Raw genomic sequence first — 24,475 nt, forward strand, 5'->3', positions numbered from 1 at the left:
GCGCCCACCGGGTCGCGCCAAAGGCGCGCCCGATGACAGGCTCCGGCGCGGGTGAGGGGTTATGTTCTTCCATGGGGCCTCACCCCCTCACCCGGATCGCTTGCGCGATCCGACCTCTCCCCGGTGGGGAGAGGTGGAACGATTACGCGAGCTTGACGGTCTCGGTCTTGTAGTCCTTGCCGAGGGTTTCGAACACCTTGGCAACGATGCTCTTGGCGTCGAGACCCGCGCGGGCATACATCGCCGCCGGCGAGTCGTGGTCGAGGAACACGTCGGGCAAAATCATCGAGCGGAACTTCAGCATGCCGCTGTCGAGCATGGCGTTGTCAGACAGGAACTGCATGACATGCGAGCCGAAGCCGCCGATCGAGCCTTCCTCGATGGTGATCAGGATCTCGTGCTCGCGCGCGAGCTTCATGATCATCTCTTCATCGAGCGGCTTCATGAAGCGCGCGTCCGCGATCGTGGCGGAGAGGCCGTGGGCGGCGAGTTCGTCGGCGGCCTTCTCGCACTCGGCGAGGCGGGTGCCGAACGACAGCAGCGCGACCTTCTTGCCTTCGCGGACGATGCGGCCCTTGCCGATCGGCAGGGGAACGCCGACTTCCGGCATCTCGACGCCGCGGCCTTCGCCGCGCGGATAGCGCAGCGCGCTCGGGCGATCGTTGATCGCAACCTGCGTCGCCACCATGTGAACCATTTCCGCCTCGTCGGCGGCGGCCATGATCACGAAGTTCGGAAGGCAGCCGAGATAGGCGTTGTCGAACGAACCGGCATGGGTCGCGCCGTCGGCGCCGACCAGGCCGGCGCGGTCGATCGCGAAGCGGACCGGCAGGCTTTGGATCGCGACGTCGTGGACCACCTGGTCATAGCCGCGCTGCAGGAAGGTCGAGTAGATCGCGCAGAACGGCTTGTAGCCTTCGGTGGCGAGGCCGGCGGCGAAGGTCACCGCGTGCTGCTCGGCGATGCCGACGTCGAAGGTGCGGTCCGGGAACGCCTTGTTGAAGATGTCGACGCCGGTGCCCGACGGCATCGCCGCGGTGATGGCGACGATCTTGTCGTCCCTCTCGGCTTCCTTGACGAGGCTCTGGCCGAACACGTTCTGGTAGGCAGGCGCATTCGGCTTGGCCTTGGCCTGGGTGCCGGTCGCGACGTCGAACTTGACCACCGCGTGGTACTTGTCGGCGGAGGCCTCGGCCGGGCCGTAGCCCTTGCCCTTCTGGGTCACGACGTGAACCAGGATCGGCCCGGTCTCCATGTCGCGGACGTTCTTCAGCACCGGCAGCAGATGGTCGAGATTGTGGCCGTCGATCGGGCCGACATAGTAGAAGCCGAGCTCCTCGAACAGCGTGCCGCCGTCCATCATGAAGCCGCGGGAATATTCCTCGACGCGATTGGCGCGGTTGGCCAGCACCTTCGGCAGATGCTTGTTGATCTGCTTGGCCGCCTCGCGCAGCGAGCGGTAGGTCTTGCCGGAGTAAAGGCGCGACAGATAGGCGCTCATCGCGCCGACCGGCGGGGCGATCGACATGTCGTTGTCGTTGAGGATCACGATCAGGCGCGAGTTCATCGCGCCAGCGTTGTTCATGGCCTCATAGGCCATGCCCGCCGACATCGCGCCGTCGCCGATCACGGCGATGACGTTGTTCTTGCCGCCGGAGAGATCGCGCGCCACGGCCATGCCGAGGCCGGCCGAAATCGAGGTCGAGGAGTGCGCGGCGCCGAACGGATCGTAGTCGCTCTCGGTGCGCTTGGTGAAGCCGGAGAGGCCGCCGCCGGTGCGCAGCGTGCGGATGCGGTCGCGGCGTCCGGTCAGGATCTTGTGCGGGTAGGCCTGGTGGCCGACGTCCCAGATCAGTCGGTCGCGCGGGGTGTCGAAGGTGTAGTGGATGGCGGTGGTCAGTTCGACCACGCCGAGGCCAGCGCCGAAATGGCCGCCGGTCACCGACACCGCGTCGATGGTTTCCTGGCGGAGCTCGTCGGCGACTTGCCGCACCTGCTCGACCTTCAGCTTGCGCAGGTCATCCGGCGTGTGAATCGTGTCAAGAAGCGGCGTTTTACTAAATGTGGTCACAGCGAATTTCCAATTTTTTGCCTGTCGGAACGAACGGCCCGACGCGAGATGGGTTGGCGCGCTCACCGCGCAGCGAATGCCAGACACTGGGTGCCGCCCCGGCAGGCCGTGCCTGGTTGTCAGCCTAGATTCACTCCGGATTGGACCACGTGATATGCATCACCTTGGTCGCTCTTCACCCGTCCCGGTTCAGTTTTATCGAACCATTTGAGTTGCTTGCCGCCCGAATAATTCGGGCCGCCCGCCACCCTCAAATGCCCATAGAACTGGAAGCATTACACCAAAGCCGCCGCCAAAGCCAACCCGCTAGGGGCGCTGGGTTCCTATGCCTTCTACTGAAAAATCCAGACTTTTCAATGCTAGAGGCTGCAGGCGGGTTCCAATCCGCCCATTTTTGCGGCAGCCGGCCGGCCCGGATCGGACAGATTCGTGACAGCACCGGACCGCCGCAGTCGTCCCGCGGCGGGGTCAATTGCCGGAAATACGGAGCAACAATTGTCCGCTCTCGCGGACATCCTGTCGCAGGATCGCGATGGTCAGGCGCCTTGCGGGCGCTACTGCACGTCGAGCGGCTCGGTGCCGGTCGGCTGGCCCGAGGCGTCGGTGGTAATCTTGTCGACGCGGGCTTCGGCCTGGCGCAGCAACTCCTCGCAGCGCCGCTTCAGCGCCTCGCCGCGCTCATAGATCGCGACCGATTCCTCAAGCGGGACCTTGCCGTCTTCGAGCCGCTTGACGATCGATTCGAGTTCCTCGATCGCGCGCTCAAAGGAGAGTTTCTTGACGTCCGCCTCGGTGTTTTCGGCCATTCTTTGCGTTCCTGATTGCGCCGATCAGATCGCAACCTGATCTTGTTCGTCCGAGCATGACCTGTCGCAGGCCATGCTCGCCCCGGCGCAGAATCAAACGAATTTTTGCGGGCGTATTGTGGCGGGTATTTAGACGCCCATCAATGCGGTGACGTGAGATGCCACCGACTCTTTCAGGCCCTCGAGGTCGTAGCCGCCCTCCAGCACGGAGACCACGCGGCCGCCGGCGCTCTTGTCGGCCACATCCATCAGCTTGCGCGTGACCCAGCCGAAATCCTCGCCGGTCAGGTTGATCGAGGCCAAGGGATCGCGGTGATGTGCGTCGAAGCCCGCCGAGATGACGACGAGTTCGGGGGAAAACTTCTCGAGCTGCGGCAGGATCAGATTCTCGAAGGCCGCGCGGAACTTGGCACCGCCGTCGCCGGGCGCCAGCGGCGCGTTGACGACGGTGTCGTGCTCGCCGCGCTCGCCGGCGGCGCCGGTGCCGGGGAACAGCGGCATCTGGTGCGTCGAGCAATACATCACGGTGGGATCGGCCCAGAAGATGTCCTGCGTGCCGTTGCCGTGATGGACGTCAAAATCGATGATCGCGGCGCGCTTGATGCCGTATTTGCGCTGCGCGTGGCGCGCGGCGATCGCGACATTGTCGAAGAAGCAGAAGCCCATCGGCGTCGATTTCTCGGCGTGATGGCCCGGCGGCCGCACCGCGACGAAGGCGTTCTGGTGGGCGCCGGTCATCACCGCATCGGTGGCGGCCACCGCGCCGCCGACGCCGCGCATCACGGCTTCCCAGGTGCCCGGCGACATCGAGGTGTCGCCGTCGATATAGATCATGCCCGAGGTCGGCGCGATGTGGCGCAGCTCGCCGACATAATGCTCGCCATGACAGAGCAGCACGGTGTCGAGGTCGCCTTCGGGCGCCAGATCGCGCACCAGCGCCTTGAAGCGGTCCTCGCCAAGCACCTCGGCCACCGCGCGCAGCCGGTCGGGGCGTTCGGGATGTCCTGGAGGGGTCAAATGGTCGAGGCAGGCGGTGTGCGTCAGAAGCAGTGTCATGCAAATTCCCGGCGCAATGGTGGCGCGTGCGAGGACGCATGATCCGGAAAAGTGTGCAGCGGTTTTCCGGACAAGATCATGCGCGAACGATCCCTAATTTAGGCGGTTACCGGCTCGCCGGAAAGGGCCTAGCTTCGATCCTGCCGCATCGTTCCACTCACTAGTCTGATGGCGAAGTGTGTCGGTTGCGCCTCAATTGATCCGCTCGATCCGCTTTCCGGCGGTCGGGCCGATCGGGCTGTTGGCCTTGAAATAGGCATAGAGCGCATCGACGTCGTAGATGCCGAATTGCTGCGCCGTTCCTTCCTTGAACACCGTGAAGCCGTCGCCGCCTTCGGCGAGATAATTGTTCACGGTGACGCGATAGCTCGCGGCGGGGTCGATCGGCCTGCCGTCGAGCGACATCCGCGCGGCGATGATGCGCGCGCCGTCGGGCTTGCTCGCATCCCATGCATACGCAAAGCCCTTCGAGACCTGCAGGGCGCGCGGCCGTTTCGGGTCGGCCCATTGCTGCTCCAGCACGTCCTTGAGCTGCTTGCCGGTCAGCGTCATCGTCACGAGCTGGTTGCGGAACGGTTGGCTGGCGAAGATGTCGGCATAGGTGACCGCGCCGTCCTCGCGCCTGGTGATATCGGTGCGCACGCCGCCCGGATTGGTGAAGGCGATCACCGCGCCGCCATTGGGCTCCGAACTGGTCGCGAGCAGTTGCGCGTCGGCGACGATATCGCCGAGCGGGCTCTCGCCGGAATCATTGGGCACGCGCGACAGCGTTTCGGTGACCGAGCCGGCCGCGCGGTTGGCGATCGGCGCGGCCAGCCGGTCGTAGGATTCCAGCAGCGCGCTCTGCTCCGGATCCTTGGCCGTGCCGGCGATCTTCACGATGGTGTTGTCGGCCTTCGCACTGATCACGTCATGGGTCCGCGGATCGAGCTGCAGATCGATCGCGCTGACCAGCGTGCCGTATTTGTCGCCGGAGGTGACGAGACGTCCGTCGATTTCGCAGACATAGGCCTGGTGGGTGTGGCCGGAGATCACGACGTCGACCGCCTTGTCGAATTTCTTCACGATGTCGACGATCGGCCCGGAGATGCCGGGGCATTCATTATAGTCGCCGGTCGGAAAGCCGCCTTCATGGATCAGAACCACGATCGCCTCGACGCCCTTCGCCTTCAGCTCGGGGATCAGCGCATTGACGGTCTCGGCCTCGTCGCGGAAGTCGAGGCTCGCGACGCCGGCCGGCGACACCAGATTCGGGGTGTTCTTCAGCGTCAGCCCGATGAAGCCGACCGGGATGCCGTCCAATTCCTTGATCTCGTAGGGCGGAAACACCGGCTTGCCGGTGGCCTTGTCGATCGTGGAGGCGGCGAGATAGCGGAATTTGGCCCCCAGGAACGGGTGCGGCCCCTGGCACTTGTCGACCGGGTGGCAACCGCCATTCTGCATCCGCAGCAGCTCGTCCTTGCCCTCGTCGAATTCGTGATTGCCGACCGAGGAGATCGCAAGTCCCATCATCGAAAGCGACTCGATGGTCGGCTCGTCATGAAACATCGCCGACAGGAACGGGCTCGCGCCGATCAGGTCGCCGGCCGCAACGAAGATGTTGTTCTTGTGGCCTTCGCGCAGCTGCTTGACGATGGTTGCCATCCGCTCGGAACCGCCGGCGGGCACCATGATCTTCTTGCTGGCATCGGCGGGATCGGTGATGCGGATGCCGCCCGGCGGCGGCCGCAGATAGCCGTGGAAGTCGTTGATCGCGAGGATGCGCAAGTTCACCGGCGCCGCGGTCTGTGCCCGAGTGGGGCTTGCCGCGACCAGACCGAGTGCGCAAAGCGCGACGAGAGGCGCAAGAGGCTTAAGGCGGGGGCGGGGTTGTCTCATGACCTGTCCATGGAGCGCATAATCATGGCGTGCACGATCATGGAACACACGATCATGGCCCGGCGCCACTACAATTTTGCGACGCTTCGTTTCAATCCTTCGTGCGCGCCATGAAGGCCCTGAAGGCGTCGACCGCTTCGCTGGAGCGCATGCGTTCGCTGAACAGATGGTTCTCCTGTTCGATGCGGCGGGTGACGTCCTCCGGCGGCAGCCGGATCAGACGCCGCGAGATCGCCACCGCCTCGGCCGGCAGCGCGCAGATCTCGCGCGCCACCTTGTGCGCCTCGACCTCGGCATGGCCCGGCGCCACCACGGTGTTGACGAAGCCGGCGACGCGGGCGTCGTCGGCCGACATGGTGCGGCCCATCACCAGCATCGCAAACGCGCGCTGGTGGCCCATCGTGCGCGGCATCAGCAGGCTGGAGGCGCCTTCCGGCACCAGGCCGAAATTGGAGAACGGCGTCGAGAACGACGCGGCCTTGCTGGCCAGCACGTAGTCGCAGTGGAACAGCATGGTGGTGCCGATGCCCATCGCGACGCCGTCGACCGCGGCGATGATCGGCTTCACATTGTGAGCCAATGAATACAGGAGCTTGACCAGGTCGGAGGCGGGCGGCGTCTCGCCGGTCGAGGTGCCCTGCGCGAGCAGGTCCTCGATGTCGTTGCCCGCGGTGAACACGCCGGAGCCGCCGGTGATGATCAGGCAGCGGATCTTCGGATTATTCTGCGCCTTGTCGATCGCGTCGCTGATCGCGCGAAACATCTCCTGGGTGATCGCGTTCTTCTTCTCGGGCCTGCGCAGCCGGATCACGCGTGTAGCGGCTTCATCGGTCACTATGACATGCGCGGTCATCAAGCGGTCCCAGGGTCGGCCGGCATCGTCGCCGGCGAGGTCGTGCCGCTATCCTACATGATCCCGTGCAAGCCCCAAGTGTTCGCGGAGGCTTTTCCTCTTCTGCGAGCATGAGGACGGCGCAATGCAGTTAACCGGAATTCACCTTTCCTGAGCAGGGGACGTTGGTCGTAGGGAAGGACCGCGCGATGATGGCACGCAGCGATCGCGCCCGGTTCGGGGATGCGGTCGATCGTCACGGCGCATTGCGCTTTCGTTCGGCGCTCGATGCGATGGAGATACGCGCGCTCGAGATCGTACTAGCCGCGCCCGACGAACGAGCGGATGCCGCGGCCGATCGCGGCGCCATGCTCTAGCAGGGCACCAAGGTGATCGCCGGGGACCGACATTGCGTACAAGCCGTTCTCCGCGGCGAAGCGCTGCATCGGCGCATGCGGGCCGTCGTCCTGCCCGTTCCACAGCAGCACCGGCACGCGCGAGGAGAGCACCGCGTCCTTTGCGCCGTCGACCTGGCCAAGCGCGTCGAAGCAGGCGCGCACGCCGCCTTCCAGATCGGGCGTCACCCATTCGGCGAGCTGCGGGGCGGTGCGGCGGGCAAAGGTGATGAAGGCGCCATAGGTCAGCGGGCCGGCATTGCCGCGCGGCAATCCGGTGAGAAAGTCCCAGCCGCCGATCGCAAGCGACGCCAGCCGCGTCGGGAAGAATCTGGCGACGCCGACCGCGACCCAGCCGCCCATCGAATGTCCCACCACATGGGCGCGCTCGCCGCCGAGATCGTCGATCACGGCAACGATGTCGCCGGCGCGCTGGGCCTGGTTATAGAGCGCCGGATCGGCCGGCTTGTCGCTCAACCCATGCCCGAGCGAATCGACGCAGACGACGCGAAAGCGGTCGGCGAGCGCGTCGACCACGCCGCATTGCTTCCAGCTCGCAGCGTCGAGCAGCAGGCCGTGCTGCAGCACGATCAGCGGCCCCGTTCCCTCGACAGTGTAATGGATGCGCTGGCCCCGATGATTGGCGAATGGCATTGATAGAATTCCCCACGTTTTCACCCACAGGTGAGTGCGGAGATACCGGGATTCAAGACCCTTGTTCCGGATCGGGAACCGACCCGTGCGGCCGGACAGCGGGCGAAACTTCGGCTCAGCCGCCCCACACGGTGGCTTCGCTCCAGCCGAGCTCCTTGAACTCGGCTTCCCGGAGCGGGGCTTCGCCGGCGGCGAAGAATTCGTCGAGCTGCGGCGGCTTGACCGTGGTCTCAGAGAGCATCGCATGGGCCTGGCCGCGATGATGGATCTGGTGCTGGAACAGATGCATCAACAAGCGGTCGCGCCGCTCGGTCTGCACGGAGGTGTCGCGATTGACCTTGACCGCATCGTCAAGCCGCTCGGGCGTCAGCGCATCGCAGTGAGCGATCAGGCGCTGGTCGATCGCGCGCTGCGCAGCTTTCAGCGCGGCGACCGCCGGGTAGGGCACCTCATCGGCCCATGCTTTCGGCCCGAGCCAGCCGCCCTCGAGCGCGTCGACATAGAAGAGATCGATGACATGGATGTGGTTCAGCGTCGCCTGCAGGCTCGGAAAGAACCCGGTGCGCGCGGCGGCAAATTCCGCCTGGCTGAGACCGGCGCAGGCCGTGAGCAGGCGATGATTGGCCCAGGCGTTGTTGTAGGCAAAAGCGCGAAGAGTCTGAACGAGGCTCGCCGGCATATCGGTCCTCACTGGATTGAAGGGATCAGGCGGGCGCTGCGGCCAGCCGGCCGACCCGCGACAGCAGCAGCTTCAGGATCGTGGATTTGTTGGCCTTGTGATAGGCGATCACGAGGTCGAGCGTCGGCGCCTCTCCCTGCACCGGGCGGGTGGTGATGGTGTCGGGCAGATAGCGCGCCGTGTAGGCCGGCAGCAGCATCACCGCATGCGTCGAGGTGATCATCGATATCGCGTGCACGACATTATGCACCTCGTGCTCGGGCCTGAGATCGATGCCGGCGCGGCTGAAATACTCCAGCACGACGCGGCGCACCGCCGGCGCCGATCTGGACGGCAGATAGAAGGTTTCATTGACGATGTCTTCGGGCGCGACGGCGGCCTGCGCGGCCAGGCGATGGTTGCTCGGAAACACGAACACCAGCGGGTCGGTGCGCACCCGCTTGCAGGCGAGATCCTCCGTGTTGTCGTCGGCGCGCATGAAGGCGGCATCGAGCTTGCGCCGCATCAGTGCTTTGGCGAGCACCGGCGAGTAGTCGCTCGACAGGCGGATATCGATGCCGGGAAATTCGTCGCGCAAGACGCGGGTCACCTCGGGCAGCAGATCGATCTCGGCGCCGGACAGGAAACCGAGCGAGAAGCTCGGCTTCGGTGGCTGCGCCGCGCGCAGCGCCGCCTCCTTGGCGGCCTCCGCCTGCAGCAGCGCCATTCTGGCGTGATCCAGAAAGGCCTTGCCGGCCGCGGTCAGCTCGATGCCCTGCGCGCCGCGGTTCAACAGTTGAACGCCGACCTCCTGTTCGAGATCGCGGATCTGCCGGCTCAGCGAAGGTTGCGAGGTGTGGAGTTTTTGCTCGGCGGCGACCGTCAGGCTGCCGGCATCGGCCACGGCAACGAAGTAGCGCAGATGCCGGAGCTCCATCACCGTCTCCCGATCACGGCCTGTCATATCCGGCAGGCATGGGGCCAGCCTACAAAGTCTTTTTCGCGCCGGCCAGCGCTCTCTATAGCAGTACGCATTCTACGCGGGGTCTGCCTGGCAGGCAGAGGATGTTCCTTCTGCCCGGCACGAAGGCCTGCGCGTCGCCCGCCGGAGCCTGCGCATGTGGAGAAGCATCAGAGCGTCGCTGTTGTTGCTGGCGGCGGTGACGGGATGCGGCGGCGCCGCGGCCCAGTCATCAGGCAATCAACCGAAGGCAAGCGCCATGGAACAGGACGTCGCGACAATCAGGCAGGCCCTCGCCGGAAACTGGGAGAGCATCGCGCCCGAGATCCGGCCGAGCAAGAATCCGGACGGCTCGATCAAGCCGTTCTACCTCAAGCGCGCCTTCATTTATCAGTCCTCCGACCGGTTCGAGCTCGTGGTGATCAATTCGGCCGATCCGTATGGCAAGGTGCCGCTGGCGCGGATCAGGATCGTCGGGCACCTGCAATGGCAGGGCGCGCATCCGATCGCGCCGGGCGCGCAGAAGGTCGATTTCGTCGCCGACGAGGTCTATGAGGTGACGCCGCTGGCGCAGGGCTTCGCCGATGTGCTCAACAAGGTCGCTTCTGCCGGCTACGCGCCGTGGGCGGTCGATGCACCGCAGAGCATCTTCGGCAGGTCGTTCCTCCCCTTCGGCCTCAAGGAAGGGACCAACTTCATGGAGTACGACCTGGTCTATCTCAGGGGCGACCTGTTGTTCTGGGGCGCCCGCAATGTCGACGGCCGCGGCTTCGACACCGAGCAGAACCGGCCGACCAATCTGCAGATCCCGCTGCTGCGGAAGTAACCTCCCGGCAAGGAGTGTGGCCATGAGCACATCGACCGAAGACCGCCGCGTCCAGATCGTGCTGGACGCGTTCGATACCCTGTTCAACAAGCGCGACTATCCCGCCGCCGAGCGGTTCTGGTCATAGCACTACATCCAGCACAGCGCGCATATTGCGCCCGGCCGGGACGGGCTATTCGAGCTGGTGAAGGGCTTGCCCGCGACGCTGCGCTATGAGAACCATGTCGGCGCGGCGAGCGGCGATTTCGTCATTCTGCACGGCCGGTTCAGTGGTCATGGCCTGCCGGCGGCATGGGTCGTCGCCGATATCGTGCGCATGGAGGGTGACGTGCTCGCCGAGCATTGGGACGTCATCCAGGACGAGGCGACGCGCGAACAGTCGCGCAGCGGACTGCCGATGTTTGGCGATCGCTTTCCCGGCTGAGCGGGCCCAGCGAGCGCGCAGGGCGGCCGAGGAGACCGGGCATGCAGCTTGCGAAGAACGTGATCGACGTCGGCCTCTCCACGAACAATCTCGAACCGATGCTGCGGTTCTGGCAGCAGGATGCCGGGCTTCGCTTCGATCATGTGCAGCCGATCCGCCGCGGGCAGAAGCAGTACCGGCACGACGCGCATGGTTCGGTGATCAAGCTCAACCATCATTTCGAGCCGCTGGGCGACGCCGCGCCGAGCGGCTATCGCGAGCTGATCATCGCGCGCGAGGGCATCGAGACGCCGCAGCGCATGGTCGATCCCGACGGCAACAGCGTTTGCCTGGTAGTGCCGGGACATGACGGCATCACCCAGATCGCCGTCGCGATGGCCGTGCGCGACCTCGCCGCGCATTGCAGGTTCTACGGCGACATTCTCGGCTTCCCCGAGCAGTCATGGTCGGGCGGTCCGGCCTTTCGCCTTGGCGACAGCCTGATCCTGCTCGCGGAAGATCTTGCCGCGACCGTCGATCCCACCAGGCAGGCGCGCGGCTGGCGCTACATCACGCTGCAGGTTGCCGATATCGACGCCGTGCATGACGAGCTGCGCGCCAAAGGCGTGCGCGAGGGCCTGGCGCCGGTGACGCTTGGCGAGGTCGCGCGGATTGCCATGATCCTCGATCCCGACGGCAACTGGATCGAACTGTCCCGCCGGGCATCGATCGTCGGCAGCCTGTCCGATCACAAGGCGTGATCGGCCGGCGCGGGGTGCCGTGCCGAGCGTGTCACAAACCTGCGACATATCTCGTGGCAATGTACAGCTTGCCGGGGGATTTCAGGGGCCCGGTGCCGAACCAACGCCGCCAAGCGATCCATATTCCGCTTGGGCGGCGTTGTGCTTTCGATGGTCCGAAGGGTGCCGTGAAATGCCGGGCGCCGATGATATAATCCGGCGGACCACGTCTGCCACGATATGACAGCGCGCCGATCTCACGGGAACATTCGCCCGCCAAGTGTGGCGTTCCGTGCTCTGTCAGAGCGGACATTTCGCATCGTCGGGGCCGGTCGCTGCTCTGTCCCCTCGCCAGGAACGATCGACAGTTCGGCCTCTTATCAGTGATGACACGCTACTATTTCGATCTTCGTGACGGCGGTGGCTTGGCGATCGACGAAGAGGGCCTGGTGATGTCCGACCTCGCGGCGGTTAAAGAAGAGGCCGCGCGCTCTTTGGCCGACATGGTTCGCAATTCCGCTTGCGGTCACAATCTCGGTCAGATTGCAATCGAAGTCCGGGACGACAACGGGCCTGTGCTTGAAGCGGGCATCGCGTGGCGCACGCGCCGGCCGGATTTCTAAGGTTTGGTTTTGCGCCGACGCGCCTAGCGCCTCGTGATGCCCAGATCGAGACTGACGTCAAACAATGGCCCGTCGTCGGTGCGGACCTCAAACGCCAGCAGCCTGTGCTTGTCCAGAGGCGGATTGTCTTTCGCCATGCCGAGCAATGACTGCATCGCTTCGTGCGCGGCAGTCTCCTCGTCGCGCAGCTCGATGCCCTGCCTGTCGGCATAGAGTTCCTCGCCGTTCCGGATATCGAAATAATAGCGGGTTGCCATTTGCGGCTCCCTTTTGTAGCGGGAGCTGCCCAGGCTCTCGAGTGCCGGCGCCCTGAAATCACCCGGCAGCGCCGTAGTCTGCGTCAGACGGTCCGAATTTGCCACTCTACAATGACATTGATGCAGGGAACCGCTCGGGCCAGGCGCTATCGTCTTCGCCGACGATCTCCAACGTGCTTGATCCGTCAGAGATAATTCCCGGGATTTGCAATTGCGCCTTGCATAGCTGGGATAAGTGTATACTTATGGTGTATCGACTGGCCTTGAGCCTTGTAGATCGGTCCTACTGGACCCTTTTCCAAAGACATCGTCGGATGAAAGTGAGGACGCGTGCTTGCAGCACTGCGGCTAAGGCTTTCGTCATGTTGTTGATCGGCTGCCGTTTCACGGATGTACTGGAATGGCAGTGCGGCCCGCTCTGTCACCGATAGAGCGGGCTTTCGTATTTGCGCGCTCAACGTACCTAGAGTGTTTTCGAGCGAAGCCTGTCCCGCACTTGATGCGGGATGGATACCGGTTCGCGAAGAAAACGCGTCAAAACAAGAAGCTAGAGCTTCGGTTCTGATTCCTGTCAGAACCGAAAATGCTCTAGCGCCGCGAGAGGTGATCCATTGCAGGTTCTTGTCAGGGACAACAACATCGACCAGGCGCTGCGCGTTCTGAAGAAGAGGTTGCAGCGCGAGGGCGTCTTCAGAGAGATGAAGCGCCGCCGATCGTTCGAAAAGCCTTCGGAAAAAAGGATTCGAGAGAAGGCCGAGGCCGTGCGGCGCGCGCGCAAGCTTGCCCGCAAGCAGGCGATCCGCGAGGGATTGATTGCGGCTCCGCCGAAGAAGCCCAGATTGGCGGCGCCAAAATTCCCGGCATCAGGGCAATTGCTGCCGCGAACAAACGGCTCGCCGGAGCGTTAGTCTGTACCGCAATCCTGTTGGAGGGAGCGTGCACGATGAAGCAGCGACCTTATCGAGGCAACGGATGCCTCCAGGAACGTCTCTCCGATGAGATCTGTCGTCGGCGAGACCAAGATCGGGATGTTCGATCGAGGGACGAGAAGCGGCGGCAACGTGCGCAGAACCTGGCCGGCACGGCCATCAACGCAATGGCAGATGATACGGCCAGCCGGATCGAACAGTCTGCCCGCAAGCATGATCTGCTGGATGGCCCCAGAGAGTTTCGTTCGTTGCGCCGGGATCGCTGACAAGCGGTAGTGTGACGGCCGGTCGGCTTTGCCGTGATCGCGAACTCTATCTGATCTGCTTCAGGCACAAAAGCGACAGCGCGGTGGCAGCCAAGGTAATCCAGAAAATGTGGATCGTTGAGCTAGGCGACACGAGGCTATTTGAGCCGAAAGGTAGGTTCAGCGGCTTATCGGCATTATTTGTGCGATAACCGGACGCCTGGAGTCATCGTATCTGCGCCCAATCACTGAGTTGCCCGACGGCGCAAGCCCCACAGCAAAAATATTTCGCTTTATCAGAAGTGCAACTCAGTGTATGAATTCCCCGTCTCACCCGATCGAGGGGCGCTGCGCATCGTCACGGGTGTTGCGGTGAGATGCGGTGGACGCCGATTCCGCAACTGACGAGTGCGCATGACGCGGACGGCGAAGTCTTGTGGTCCCGACGCCCTAGCGGCCGGTGTCCCCCGCGAGATGCGAAGCATCTTCGCGGAGGCGATGACAAAAAAGCCCAGTCTCGCCGGGGAGAGCACGAAGTAAGCCGTAACCCATCGCGCAGGGAAAGCCGGGATGTTTCCGGTTACACCTGTGGTCCTACCTCCGGTGCTTTTTGTTGCACCGGACCCATGGGTGCAATCGGCACCCGGCTTTCCCTGCGCCCTCTGTTCAAGGAGAGGGCGGACGAGATGCAAAGCTCGGACAAAGCATGTCGCGAGAATGCGGATGTATGACTCACAGGCCGTGCAACACACTCAGTGTCGTCCCTGCGAAGGCAGGGACCCATAACCACAAGTGCCGATCATTTTGCGTCGCTGGAGCGACAAGTCCCTTCAACAACACAAGCCGCGGCGTATGGGTCCCTGCTTTCGCAGGGACGACAGGGGAGCAAGCGGTAGTCTCCCCGCCATCCGGGTATCATCTGTGAAGGCGCGATGCGCAGAGCGCCTTCTACCCCGCCAACACCGCGTCCGCGCCGGTCACGGCCTCGGCGCTTTCGGTCACGGTCTTCTCCAGCGACGGTGCCTGCACGGAGATGTTTTCGGCGAAGAAGCGCGCCAGCGCGACGTAGCGCTGCGGCTCGGCCTCGCCGTTGGCCTTCGCGGCCAGCGCCTCGCCGGCGAGCATGCAGCCGCCGAGCGTCGCGGCGAACAGCCGCAGATAGGGCGTAGCACCAGCCAACGCATCGTTCGGCGCGGAGGCGAGCCGCTCCAGCAACCATTTGCTTGTGCGCTCCAACGCGGCGTGCGCGTCGCGCAGCTTGGTGCCGGTGGTGCCGAACGCCGGATCGTTGGAGGTTTCGACCTGCTTGATGGTTGCCGCGAGCTCGTCGAGCAGCGCCCACACCGAGGCGCCGCCATTGGCACCGAGCTTGCGGGTGACGAGGTCGATCGACTGGATGCCGTTGGTGCCTTCATAGATCGATGTGATGCGGGCGTCGCGATAGTGCTGCGCGGCGCCGGTCTCCTCGATGAAGCCCATGCCGCCATGGACCTGGACGCCGAGATAGGCGACCTCGTTGCCGACGTCGGTGGAGAAGGCCTTGGCGATCGGGGTCAGCAGCGCGCCGCGCGCGGCGGCGTCCGCGCGGACCTTGGCGTCCTTGGCGCGTGTCGCGACGTCGAGCGCGACCGCGGTGGCGTAGCAGATCGTGCGCGCCGCCGCCGTCATGCTGCGCATCTGCATCAGCATGCGCTTGACGTCGGGATGCACGATGATCGGATCCATCCCGTCGCCCTTGTGGCCAATAGCCTTTCCCTGCCGGCGCTCCTGTGCATAGGCCAGTGCCTGCTGATAGGCGCGGTCGGCGATGCCGACGCCTTCGAGGCCGACGCCGAGCCGCGCCTGGTTCATCATCGTGAACATACAGCGCATGCCTTGGTTTTCCTCGCCGATCAGGTAGCCGATCGCGCCGCCTTGATCGCCCATCGTCATGGTGCAGGTCGGCGAGGCGTGCATGCCGAGCTTGTGCTCGACGCCGCTCGCATGGATGTCGTTGCGCGCGCCGAGCGAGCCGTCGGCATTGACCAGGAATTTCGGCACCAGGAACAGCGAGATTCCCTTGGTGCCGCCGGGCGCATCGGGCAATCGTGCGAGCACGAAGTGCACGATGTTGTCGGTCATGTCGTGCTCGCCATAGGTAATGAAGATCTTGGTGCCCTTGATGCGGTAGGTGCCGTCGGGCGCGCGCTCTGCACGGGTGCGCAGCGCGCCGACGTCGGAGCCGGCATTCGGCTCGGTGAGCTGCATCGTGCCGGTCCATTCGCCGGTGACCATCTTCTCGAGATAGATCGTCTTCAATTCCTCGCTGCCATGGGCGTCGAGCGCCTCGATCGCCGACAGCGTCAGCAGCGGGCAGAGGCCGAAGGCGACGTTCGATGCGCTCCAGATCTCGGTGCAGGCGGCGTTGACCGCGAGCGGCAGGCCCTGGCCGCCGAACGCTTCCGGCCCCGATACCGCGTTCCAGCCTGCGGCGGCCCAGCGCTGATAGGCGTCGGGCCAGCCGGGCGCGGTCGTCACCTTGCCGTTGTCGAGCTTGATGCCGTGCTCGTCACCGACCTTGTTCAGGGGCGCCAGCACATCGGAGGCGAACTTGCCGGCTTCTTCCAGCACCGCAGCGGTAATATCGCCGTCGAAATCGCCGTAGTGGCCGGCCTGCACGGCGGCGGCGAGCCCCGCGCCGTGATTGAGGGACAGCAGGATATCGTTGATCGGTGCGCGGTAGGTCATGGCGTTACTCCCGACGAGGCGTTTGGAAATTGTCTTCCCATGAAACCAGCGGCCTCTCAACTGTCCGAGTGGACATCGCGCGGTCCGTTCCGGCCAGCGCAGCGTCGCTCTATAATAAGGGCGAGGGCGCCATCCCGCGGCTTTCCTGCCTTTTCGATCGCCGCCCTGTTGAAATACCCGCCCTCACTCTATAGACCGGCGAGGCCTTCGATCGGCGCGTTGGGGCGTAGCCAAGCGGTAAGGCAGCGGATTTTGATTCCGCCATTCGGAGGTTCGATCCCTCCCGCCCCAGCCATCCATAGCCGATTTTGGAGAATTTCCTTCTCTTTGAGGAAGATTCCCGCAAAATGCGGCATTTTCAACTCATGAATAGTCTCTGGAGACCCATGATCGAACTTTTTGGTCCGGAAATTCCCAAAAGTCTCTAAGCAAATCCACGAAAATTCCCATTTTCTGGAGACTGGCGCCCGAGACCGGAGAATAAAACCACTGCGTGGTGGGGCGGCATGTAGCCGCGATCACCGGCCCCAGGGGGCTCCGCTTCCAGTATGGTGCCAGCTATTCAATTACGTAACCCAGCGCTCGATACCCGGCACGTCGTTTCGTGGCCATCCGCGCAAGAACGGGAACCGTCTGATCGACGTAGTCCACGACAAGGACGTCCTTCTTTCCATCATGCAGGCGATGGAGGCGGCCGACATACTGCGCCAATGTCCCCTTCCAGGCGATCGGCATCGTCAAAAACAGCGTGTCGAGCCGTGCGTCATCAAATCCTTCACCGATGTACCGCCCTGTCGCGAGGATCAGGCGTTCATCGCGATCTGAGACATCCAACGCCGTGTTGGCGATTTTGCGTTCCTTCGCCGACATGCCGCCGCGCAGGACCACAAGGTTTCTCACGAATGGCGAGAGCCTCCTCTGAAGATAATCGAGGTGGTCCTTTCGCTCCGTCAGAACGATGGGCGAACGCTTCGCCTCAAGCGATTTCAGTACGTCATCGAAGATAAGATCATTGCGTCCGCTGTCCTGGGCCAAGGCTGCATAGATGGCAGACATCGAGGGGCGTTCGACTGACGCTAAGTATGATGGCAATTCAAATTTCGTCGAACAATCGCGTACGCGATGGCGGATTCCACGCTCAGCAGCTTGGGTCCGTGCATCAACTCGATGGCGAACGGGGCCGCATTGCATGAATATAATGGGATGGTGACCGTCTTTGCGGGCAACGGTCGCTGATAGGCCGACGACGTATCGCGCCTTCGAGCGCCGCGCAACAAGCTCGAAGCTTGCTGCGGACAGGTGGTGGCATTCATCGACAATCAGGTGGCCGTAGTTGGCGACGATATCGGCGACCTCTCCATTGCGAACCAGGCTTTGGATGAGCGCGACATCGATGACGCCTGTCGGCCTTCGTTTCCCGCCGCCAATAACGCCAATCTGCTCCGGGTCGATACCCAAGAAAGATCGCAGGCGTTCTACCCATTGATTGAGCAGCTCTCGTCGATGAACGAGGACGAGCGTGTTTCTAGCTCGGTAGGCAATTAGTGCTGCTGCAATGACGGTCTTGCCGAAAGCTGTCGTCGCGGCAAGCACGCCGTTCTCGTAGGAAATGAGAGCATCGAAAGCTCCCAATTGCGGCCGCTGCAGTTCGCCACGGAAGGAACAATCCGCGGGAAGTGCCGTTCCGACTTCACGTTGATCTTCCAATTCGGCAACGCCGCCGTGGCTTTTGATGAGGTCGAGCGTCTCTTCTAAGCAGCCTCGAGGTAAAGCGACATGCTGCGCGAAGAGCTCGGCGCATGAAACAACCCGAGGTTTGCCGAATGTTGGCAACCGCATGGCCTGGGCGCGATAGAATTCCGGGTTCTGGAAAGCTGCTATGCGAATTAGTTGCGCGATCAGGGCAGTCGGAAGCTCCGTCCTGTCGATATAAACCTGATCAGCGACCACGATCCTGATGCTTTTCGGTATCGTGGCCTTGATAGTCCCCGGCGTGCTGCGGCGCGACGGCGCCATTTTCCACGGCTCATCAGCATGTTCGTCGTCGACCGGCATGCGAACACCCAACACACGGCCTGATCGTTCCGCTTCTTCCGCGATCTTGAAGGCCATGTCCGCCGACAACCGGGGCAGGGACGACAGGTAAGCCCATTGATCGTCGTAAGGCCGGAGGTCCGTGTCGACAAAGACGCTATTGCCGATCTCCCGAGCCGTTTTTTGCAGCGGCAGGGCAATCAGATTGCCAAAGCCTCCGAGAGGCATTGTATCCTGATTTGGAAAGAAACGATCATAGGATGTAAAGCCGATCTCGGGGCGTTTCTCCATCGTCTCCGTGATAAGGGCTGAGCCCATCTGCCTGGCGATTCTTGCCGGAACGGGCTCGGAGAATAATATCCAGACATGCCCGCCGTTTCCTGATCGCGACCGTTCGAGGGCGGCGGCAATCCCCTTCGCATGGCACGTGTCGAGGAGTGCCCTCGCGTCATCCGCCCAACTATCCTTGTCGAAGTCGGCGGCAAGGAACCAGCAGGTCTCATCTTGCAGCAGGGGATAGACCCCAGCGACAAAGTCACCGGAGCGGGTATCGCCACCGCGCAGATGCTTTTCGATGACGTCCCTGGAGGGCGGGATGAATGCCTGATGCGGGCATTCTCCACACTTCACCTTCGGCTTGCCACAAATCCCCTTCGCCCATTCGTTGGAACAGGCCGGTGAGTATCCCGAGCGCCCGGCCTTTCTGTTTTCCCATCGAACTGGAAAGACGTCAGGACGCCCGGCGAATAAGCGCCGGAACAGCGCGATCTTCTCGTTCGGCGGCGAACTGTTGGTAACGGGGGCATCAGCACAAGGCCGCTCGGCTGTGCTACCGCTATCGCAGATCAGCTCCTGTTCACGCGTTTTCAGTTCGCGCTCAAGCGCGGTCCTCTCCGCATCCAAAGCAGCCAACCGCATTTGAATGCGTGCAATTTCCCCCGAGGCGTCGCCGTTACCCGCCAAAATGGTAGCTCATGCTTAAAGCCCACTCCGCCGGCCAACATAAACCAAAGTCGGTTCGGGCTTAAGGTGCACAGTATGAGGGACGCCGCGCCGCGGTTCGACGATGGGGATCATACCGAGGTGCCCGACGAGACCGGTGGAGAGCTACAGGTATCCCAGACCAACTCTGCGCAGTGTCCAGCTCCGTTGCACAACGGGCCCTACACTGCACGCGGATATCAACTACTCCGCTTTGCCGAGACCTCACGTGGAGACTGGTTCGAGCAGGAATGCGTGAGTTCGATCCTCTCGTCTCCAGCCATCCAGTGTAGGCTAACAGGCAAGTGCCTGAAAAAGCACGAGAATAGGCCTAAAATGGCCCATTTCTGGGGCTGCGTCGGTCTCCGTCATCTCGGCATCTACGGTTTCCAGGACCGAGGGGCCAAAAGTCTCCGCCCTGTCCCCAGAAGTTCCCGTTTTGAGGAGCGACCCAGCGGAGACTAATTCGACCTAGACTGCCACCCGACCCCGGGCCGCAGTGGTTTCCCGCTCCACCGGGCCAGCCTCCCGGAACGATTGCTGATTGCATCGTTGTTTGACAAAAACCGATGCGCCACCCAACAGGGACGCCACATCGGCCAAGTCTTCGTCCAAGCCCCCACACACAGATGCTCCAAGAAATCGAGAAGCCCCAAGACACCTACGCGGACTTCGTGGTGCGCGTGGTTTCACCGCAGGTAAAGGCACGCATTGCCGACCTGACAGAGCGCGTTAGCATGTGGGAGAGCCAACAGAAGCGAGAGAGCGTTGGAGGGCTAGTTCTAACCCGTGGGTGCTACAAGCGCGGCTCGAAGATGACCGAAAGCCTCCGTGATGCGCTCGGACGCTTTGTCGGGCTTCTACGCATCGCGAAGGCATATCCTAATCGGACCGGTAAGGTATTTCGGTCATTGAAGAAGGAAAGGCTTCACTGGTCGGCACGTGACCTACACAGCCTTCGACGCCGCGTGGAGGGGCTTGGAGGGCCTTGGACTGCTTTCCCGCACTCCGGGTAAGGGACGGTATCATCCGATTGGCTTCGATAACGCGCCCATGCAAGTGCGGGGACAGGGCATCCGTCTTCGAGGCTATCCGTACCAATACGGAGGCGGCCCTGACCTGAGATGAGTAAGCCAGCCATGAGGCCTACCGTCTTTGGTTGTGCTTGTGCACAAGCTCGCCATGAGGCCTTGTGCGCCCCGAGAAGAAGCAAGGGGGGCTCATGAGGGCTTTGAGTATTGTGCTGGCGCTTATGCTGGCTGGCTACATCACGCAGGGAGATGCTGGTGCCGCAGTGCTGAAGTGCAGAGTTGATGGCTACGATGGAGACACGTTCATTACAACTGCTCCGGACACCAACTCTAACGACGGTCAATACGCCCGAATAGGCGTCTCGCCCGGCATTGGTGACCGAGCCATGGTTGTCTCCGACCGCACGGGAGCTACCGCATTCGTCAAGCTGAATAGCGAAGGCACTCCGATTGGACTGCTCACAGTACAACCAGATATGCGCATAATTAGCTCAAGCCACTCGGTAGACCCCTTCGGGAAGGTACTTTCGCCCTCTCAAGGCCACGGCGTGTGTGCTCAAGTCCGACGTCCCTAAAAGCTGGCAAAATTCTGGCAAAATGTTGCAGGCCGCCATGGACTCAATCTGTGATCGAAAATAACGTCCCTGCCGGGGGCTTGGCAAATGAAACTTGGAATTCTGTGCGTTGGTCGAATCGCTTCAGCCGTTGTCATCTCTTGTGCCATTCCATCGGCTGCTTCGGCGGCGACCTTTAAAAGCGTCGCGACAAAGGATGGCAAAACAATTATTCTTTTGAGCGGCGAAATCGTCGAAGGTGATTTCGAGACGCTCAAAGCATCGATCAAAACCGCAAACGATGCTGGAAAGCTGGTATCCGGAATTCGCTTAAATTCCCCGGGCGGAAACCTCGTTGAGGGGCTCAAGCTCGCGGACGCAGTGCGATTTGCAAAGGTGGCAACGAACGTTGCTGGAAGTGCAACTTGCGCTTCGGCATGTTTCCTTGTCTATGCGGCCGGCGCTACGAAGTTTGCCAATTACACCGCTCAAGTCGGCATCCATGGTGCGTCCGATAAACAGGGCGAAGAAACGGTTGAATCGGGCGCAGCTACGGTGTCCATGGCGCGGGCCGCGAAAGAACTCGGTGTGCCAGCAGCGATTATTGGCCGTATGGTGGTAACGCCACCGAATGAGATGGTCTGGCTTTCTCCTCAGGATTTGCAGTCGATGGGAACGACTATGGTCGGGAAACCATCTCAGACGTCCATTTCGCCAACTGCTACGGCCACAGCTGATCCTTCGATTGTGCCGAGGCAGACCCAACCGGGCGACCCAACGCAGTTGCAGCCGCAGACGAAAAGTGCAGCGCCGCCGTCATGGAGTGAATTCCTGGATAGGGTCATCAAGCGATCTGCTGGGCAGAACAATGGCAAACCGAATTATACCCGCGGCTGCCAGCCAGAATTCAAGACATGCTACGATGCCATTACCGTCGTCGGCGATGATGGCAAAATAGCTACGGTGAAAGTGACCAAGGATATGAACGACAAGATTCTTCGTCGAGAAATCTGCTCGTTCAATGATTCGGTCGATATTCGAAAGTGTTTCAACTGGGATGACGGGACCGCACATCGCGATTTGAAAGATTCGAATGGCAACTGGTACAAAGTTGCGGACGAATAGTATCGATGCGGAGAATCCGGAATCCCCGCAGAAGGTTGACGTTGTGTCGGAAGAAGCTTGTAGTATGTGGATTCTGGGCAGAGAATAGGCCCTATCGGTCTTCAGGGCCTGAAAGAAACGCTCGTTATGTTGCCGGGAGCGGAAAACGCGCTGGTGTGGTGCCAAGGATTACCTGACTGGAAAATAGCTGGGGAGGTCGAAGAATTGCGAGCGATGACGCTTCCGCCTATGCCAAAAACGCATTTGGCATCGCCTATGCCCACTTGGCGGGTTAGATGGTGGTGGTGGTATCCGGTCGCAGTAGTTTTCTTTGGATCGATTGGAAACAGATAGGGCTACAAAGCAATGGGTTGGGTAGCTGCTGAACGTCAAGCGGCCTGAATCATAAAACGAAAACGGCGTCAGCACGAACTAAACTCACCGGAGAGCGTCGGCATTGGCTGGTTGTGCTCAAACAGTCTTAATGAAGCGGGCCGTAAGCGGTGATGCTGCTTCCATGGCGCCCAATAACGGCGTAGGGGCGTTCTTCTGTGACAGACCTATGGTACTACGCCGAAGGCGAGATGACCCGCGGACCATTATCAATCGACGAGCTAATCCCGCTGCTCATACGAATTTCCGATCCTCGACGCATCATGATATGGCGTCACGGCTTCGATGATTGGAAGCCGGTTGAAGAGGTGCGCGAGGTCGCACAACAGGTGTGCCGGCCGCCGCCCCTGAGGCCAAGACCGCCCCCGATACCCCCCGCGTCGGCTCCGCTCGTGCGCGAGCCGGTGGTCGACGCTCAGGACGCAGCCCATTTCAATGACACAAAGCCGGAGCTCACAGGGCTCGGCGGGTGGCTGGCGCTCATCGGGTTCGGGCAGCTTGCCGGAATCCTGCGCTTCCTAGTCTCCATTGGCGAGTACTACAGCAAAATGGATGGACAGCTTTTCGCGAAATTCCCGACTACCATGTGGGGCGAAGCCGTGATGAACGGGGCGCTAATTTCGCTCTTTGTGTACACGACCGTGCTGTTTTTTCGGCGGTCCCGCAATTTCCCGCGGTTCTTTATTATTCAGTTCGTGGCGACGATTTGTACGCCGATCGCCGCATTGCTGTGGGCTGCATTCACGATTGCGCTCGCTACCGGCAGACCATTTGTCGACTTGCTGAGCATCGATCCGAAAGATAGCGGCCAGTTGATCGCGGCCTTGATCGGCGCGCTTATTTGGATACCGTACATCCGGAAATCCCGGCGGGTGGCCAACACCTTCACCCAATGACGATTAGAAAAGGCGTGCACTTCATTGACGATTGCTTGGCCTAATTCCGCGCTGCCCCAGTTATTTTAGGAGGCGCGACCGTCGTTTTTGTGGATCCGTCCGGCGACCGGAGACTGGCCATCAATAACACCCCCGCCGAGTCCGGGACCGACGGGGGTTGGGAAAGATGGTGCGAGGCGAGATATTTCCCGGTGTCGCTCCAAGGACCCGCCGCATGAGCGCGATAGAGCAAGCTTGCGCAAGGTGATTTGTTGAGCAATCGGGAAAGTTGCTCCTTCCGGAGCAGCCCGCTAGCGCAGTACCGATTGCCACTTTTTCCCGATACTGTGAATTGCGCTTCTCCGGAAAGGGGCGCCCCACGAAGCGGCCCCGGTGTGCTCCCCAAGCCCTGCCGGGGCCGTTTTGATTCAGCGCGGGTCATGGACAAACAACCGATCCCCATCGGTGAACAGATCATCACCATCGCGTTGCTGGTGATCTTCGCGCTCGTGATTTGGTACGGCGCCATGATCTGAGACTGGGCCGAGCAGGCGAAGTGAGGTTCGTTACGGTGAACACCGGACGAGCGTCACCCTTGCTGCTCTGGCGACTCTGGTAGTCATCCCTCGATAGTGAGGCGACCCAGGAACGCATTGCAGGCCCGCTGGGCTTCAGCGAACGTGCCGAAGGGCGATCCGGACACTTGAGCCGCGGGCATATTCAGAAAGTGTCTGGGCGATATGACGCAACAAAACCGGGCTCTCCATCAAGCCAGGTCCACTTCGGCTCTCGCTGCTGATAACGAATGAATAGTCGTCGCTGCTTGCGATCCAAATTTCCAGATCCTCAGCAGTATCCACGCGGCGAAAGTGCAGGGCCATTTTAACCCTCCACCAGGCGAGGTCCAAGCTTGTCCTCCGCATCCAGATGAACGCTTTAACCTGCTTTTGTGCAATTGGCCGCTTCAGCCTCCCGCGCGAGCCGTTCCGCCTTTAGGCGCTCCCGATTGTCGTGGAGTGCTTTTTGTCGCTTCGGCTTGTCTGAATACCTTGCGGGCTTCGCGTTCCGCTGCCGTAGGTGCCCGCCGTTCTCGGTCACTGATCATCGTTGACCTCCCATTTTGGGCTCAACAGTCAACGCGCAGAGCTCGGTTTCGATCCTAAGCTTGGGGCCTGACAGGGGACGGCGGCCGACATGCCAGAATGGCCCGCATGCTGGCACGAGCCATTCAAGGGCTTTCCGTTGTGTGGTTGAGCCTCGGTGGTGTCGTCCGGCAACGTCGTCGCCAAGGCTCTCACGCACTATATCCGGAGGCCGATTACATCGCCGGTGCACCAAACCCGGCTAGTCGTAAAAGAGCAGTGCGACAAGTCCGATTAGCTGCAACGCTTCAAACGGATCAGCCGGCTCCGCGCTAATAGCAAGTATATTCAAGCTAGCTG

General features: G+C 61.9%; 21 protein-coding genes, 1 tRNA gene and 1 pseudogene. 11 read left to right on the forward strand and 12 right to left on the reverse strand.

The features are described from left to right. Positions 1-142: 142 nt before the first annotated feature. From dxs to G6P99_RS12850, 8 genes are all read right to left on the reverse strand, one after another. Complete coding sequence (gene dxs, locus G6P99_RS12815) at positions 143-2,071, reverse strand: 1-deoxy-D-xylulose-5-phosphate synthase (RefSeq protein WP_029081383.1); 1,929 nt, start codon at positions 2,069-2,071, stop codon at positions 143-145. Between the two features lie 554 nt (positions 2,072-2,625). Beyond that, entirely contained in the window at positions 2,626-2,877 is a 252-nt protein-coding gene (locus tag G6P99_RS12820; RefSeq protein WP_029081382.1) for an exodeoxyribonuclease VII small subunit, read from the reverse strand. A 129-nt stretch (positions 2,878-3,006) separates the two neighbouring features. Next, positions 3,007-3,933, reverse strand: coding sequence for a histone deacetylase family protein (locus tag G6P99_RS12825; protein WP_029081381.1), 927 nt, complete (start codon positions 3,931-3,933; stop codon positions 3,007-3,009). Between the two features lie 192 nt (positions 3,934-4,125). After that, positions 4,126-5,811 carry a bifunctional metallophosphatase/5'-nucleotidase gene (locus tag G6P99_RS12830; RefSeq protein ID WP_245284690.1) on the reverse strand — a complete coding sequence of 562 codons (1,686 nt, stop codon included), beginning with the start codon at positions 5,809-5,811 and terminating at the stop codon, positions 4,126-4,128. Positions 5,812-5,902: 91 nt separating this feature from the next. Beyond that, the gene (locus G6P99_RS12835) at positions 5,903-6,664 is read right to left on the reverse strand and encodes a crotonase/enoyl-CoA hydratase family protein (protein WP_029081379.1); all 762 of its coding nucleotides are present in this window, start codon (positions 6,662-6,664) and stop codon (positions 5,903-5,905) included. A 299-nt stretch (positions 6,665-6,963) separates the two neighbouring features. Beyond that, positions 6,964-7,692: an alpha/beta fold hydrolase gene (locus G6P99_RS12840; protein WP_029081378.1), complete on the reverse strand. Its 729-nt coding sequence runs from the start codon at positions 7,690-7,692 to the stop codon at positions 6,964-6,966. A 115-nt stretch (positions 7,693-7,807) separates the two neighbouring features. Beyond that, a complete protein-coding gene (locus tag G6P99_RS12845; protein WP_029081377.1) occupies positions 7,808-8,371 on the reverse strand; it encodes a DinB family protein in 564 nt (187 codons plus the stop codon). Between the two features lie 25 nt (positions 8,372-8,396). Beyond that, positions 8,397-9,287, reverse strand: a complete 891-nt coding sequence (locus tag G6P99_RS12850) for a LysR substrate-binding domain-containing protein (protein WP_029081376.1) — start codon at positions 9,285-9,287, stop codon at positions 8,397-8,399. A 181-nt stretch (positions 9,288-9,468) separates the two neighbouring features. Here G6P99_RS12850 and G6P99_RS12855 point away from each other — a divergent pair, with 181 nt between their 5' ends. From G6P99_RS12855 to G6P99_RS12870, 4 genes are all read left to right on the forward strand, one after another. Further along, the gene (locus tag G6P99_RS12855; protein WP_029081375.1) at positions 9,469-10,137 is read left to right on the forward strand and encodes a hypothetical protein; all 669 of its coding nucleotides are present in this window, start codon (positions 9,469-9,471) and stop codon (positions 10,135-10,137) included. A 184-nt stretch (positions 10,138-10,321) separates the two neighbouring features. Next, positions 10,322-10,561: a hypothetical protein gene (locus tag G6P99_RS12860; RefSeq protein WP_205751486.1), complete on the forward strand. Its 240-nt coding sequence runs from the start codon at positions 10,322-10,324 to the stop codon at positions 10,559-10,561. Between the two features lie 41 nt (positions 10,562-10,602). After that, on the forward strand, positions 10,603-11,301 hold the full coding sequence (locus tag G6P99_RS12865) for a VOC family protein (protein ID WP_029081374.1): 699 nt from the start codon (positions 10,603-10,605) through the stop codon (positions 11,299-11,301). A gap of 365 nt (positions 11,302-11,666) precedes the next feature. After that, positions 11,667-11,903: a DUF6894 family protein gene (locus tag G6P99_RS12870; RefSeq protein ID WP_029081373.1), complete on the forward strand. Its 237-nt coding sequence runs from the start codon at positions 11,667-11,669 to the stop codon at positions 11,901-11,903. Positions 11,904-11,926: 23 nt separating this feature from the next. Here G6P99_RS12870 and G6P99_RS12875 read toward each other — a convergent pair whose 3' ends face one another. Next, complete coding sequence (locus G6P99_RS12875; RefSeq protein ID WP_029081372.1) at positions 11,927-12,160, reverse strand: DUF6894 family protein; 234 nt, start codon at positions 12,158-12,160, stop codon at positions 11,927-11,929. A 611-nt stretch (positions 12,161-12,771) separates the two neighbouring features. On the opposite strand from G6P99_RS12875, the gene rpsU reads away from it, so the two are divergent. Beyond that, positions 12,772-13,068: a 30S ribosomal protein S21 gene (gene rpsU, locus G6P99_RS12880; protein ID WP_029081371.1), complete on the forward strand. Its 297-nt coding sequence runs from the start codon at positions 12,772-12,774 to the stop codon at positions 13,066-13,068. 35 nt (positions 13,069-13,103) lie between these two features. Beyond that, positions 13,104-13,355 (forward strand): hypothetical protein, encoded by a 252-nt coding sequence (locus G6P99_RS12885; RefSeq protein ID WP_156928622.1) that lies wholly within the window; start codon positions 13,104-13,106, stop codon positions 13,353-13,355. Between the two features lie 927 nt (positions 13,356-14,282). Here the strand turns inward: G6P99_RS12885 and G6P99_RS12890 are convergent. After that, entirely contained in the window at positions 14,283-16,061 is a 1,779-nt protein-coding gene (locus G6P99_RS12890; protein WP_165128313.1) for an acyl-CoA dehydrogenase, read from the reverse strand. Positions 16,062-16,281: 220 nt separating this feature from the next. Between G6P99_RS12890 and G6P99_RS12895 the strand changes: the two genes are divergently transcribed. Further along, positions 16,282-16,356 (forward strand) — tRNA-Gln (locus G6P99_RS12895). A 263-nt stretch (positions 16,357-16,619) separates the two neighbouring features. Here G6P99_RS12895 and G6P99_RS12900 read toward each other — a convergent pair. Further along, entirely contained in the window at positions 16,620-19,058 is a 2,439-nt protein-coding gene (locus G6P99_RS12900; RefSeq protein WP_246709524.1) for a TOTE conflict system archaeo-eukaryotic primase domain-containing protein, read from the reverse strand. A gap of 1,711 nt (positions 19,059-20,769) precedes the next feature. On the opposite strand from G6P99_RS12900, the gene G6P99_RS12905 reads away from it, so the two are divergent. From G6P99_RS12905 to G6P99_RS12910, 4 genes and pseudogenes are all read left to right on the forward strand, one after another. Beyond that, a complete protein-coding gene (locus G6P99_RS12905) occupies positions 20,770-21,786 on the forward strand; it encodes an ATP-dependent Clp protease proteolytic subunit (RefSeq protein WP_165128315.1) in 1,017 nt (338 codons plus the stop codon). A 66-nt stretch (positions 21,787-21,852) separates the two neighbouring features. Next, positions 21,853-22,119 (forward strand): DUF4339 domain-containing protein, encoded by a 267-nt coding sequence (locus G6P99_RS47610; RefSeq protein WP_165128317.1) that lies wholly within the window; start codon positions 21,853-21,855, stop codon positions 22,117-22,119. Between the two features lie 230 nt (positions 22,120-22,349). Further along, positions 22,350-22,415 (forward strand): annotated as a pseudogene (locus G6P99_RS47615) (hypothetical protein); the annotation flags it as partial. Positions 22,416-22,550: 135 nt separating this feature from the next. After that, entirely contained in the window at positions 22,551-23,054 is a 504-nt protein-coding gene (locus G6P99_RS12910) for a DUF2569 domain-containing protein (protein ID WP_246709525.1), read from the forward strand. Positions 23,055-23,704: 650 nt separating this feature from the next. On the opposite strand, the gene G6P99_RS12915 is transcribed toward G6P99_RS12910, so the two are convergent. Further along, entirely contained in the window at positions 23,705-23,914 is a 210-nt protein-coding gene (locus tag G6P99_RS12915) for a hypothetical protein (protein ID WP_334262014.1), read from the reverse strand. Between the last annotated feature and the right edge of the window lie 561 nt (positions 23,915-24,475).

It is taken from the genome of Bradyrhizobium sp. 6(2017) (genome assembly GCF_011058295.2).
In the GTDB taxonomy this organism is placed as follows: domain Bacteria; phylum Pseudomonadota; class Alphaproteobacteria; order Rhizobiales; family Xanthobacteraceae; genus Bradyrhizobium; species Bradyrhizobium septentrionale.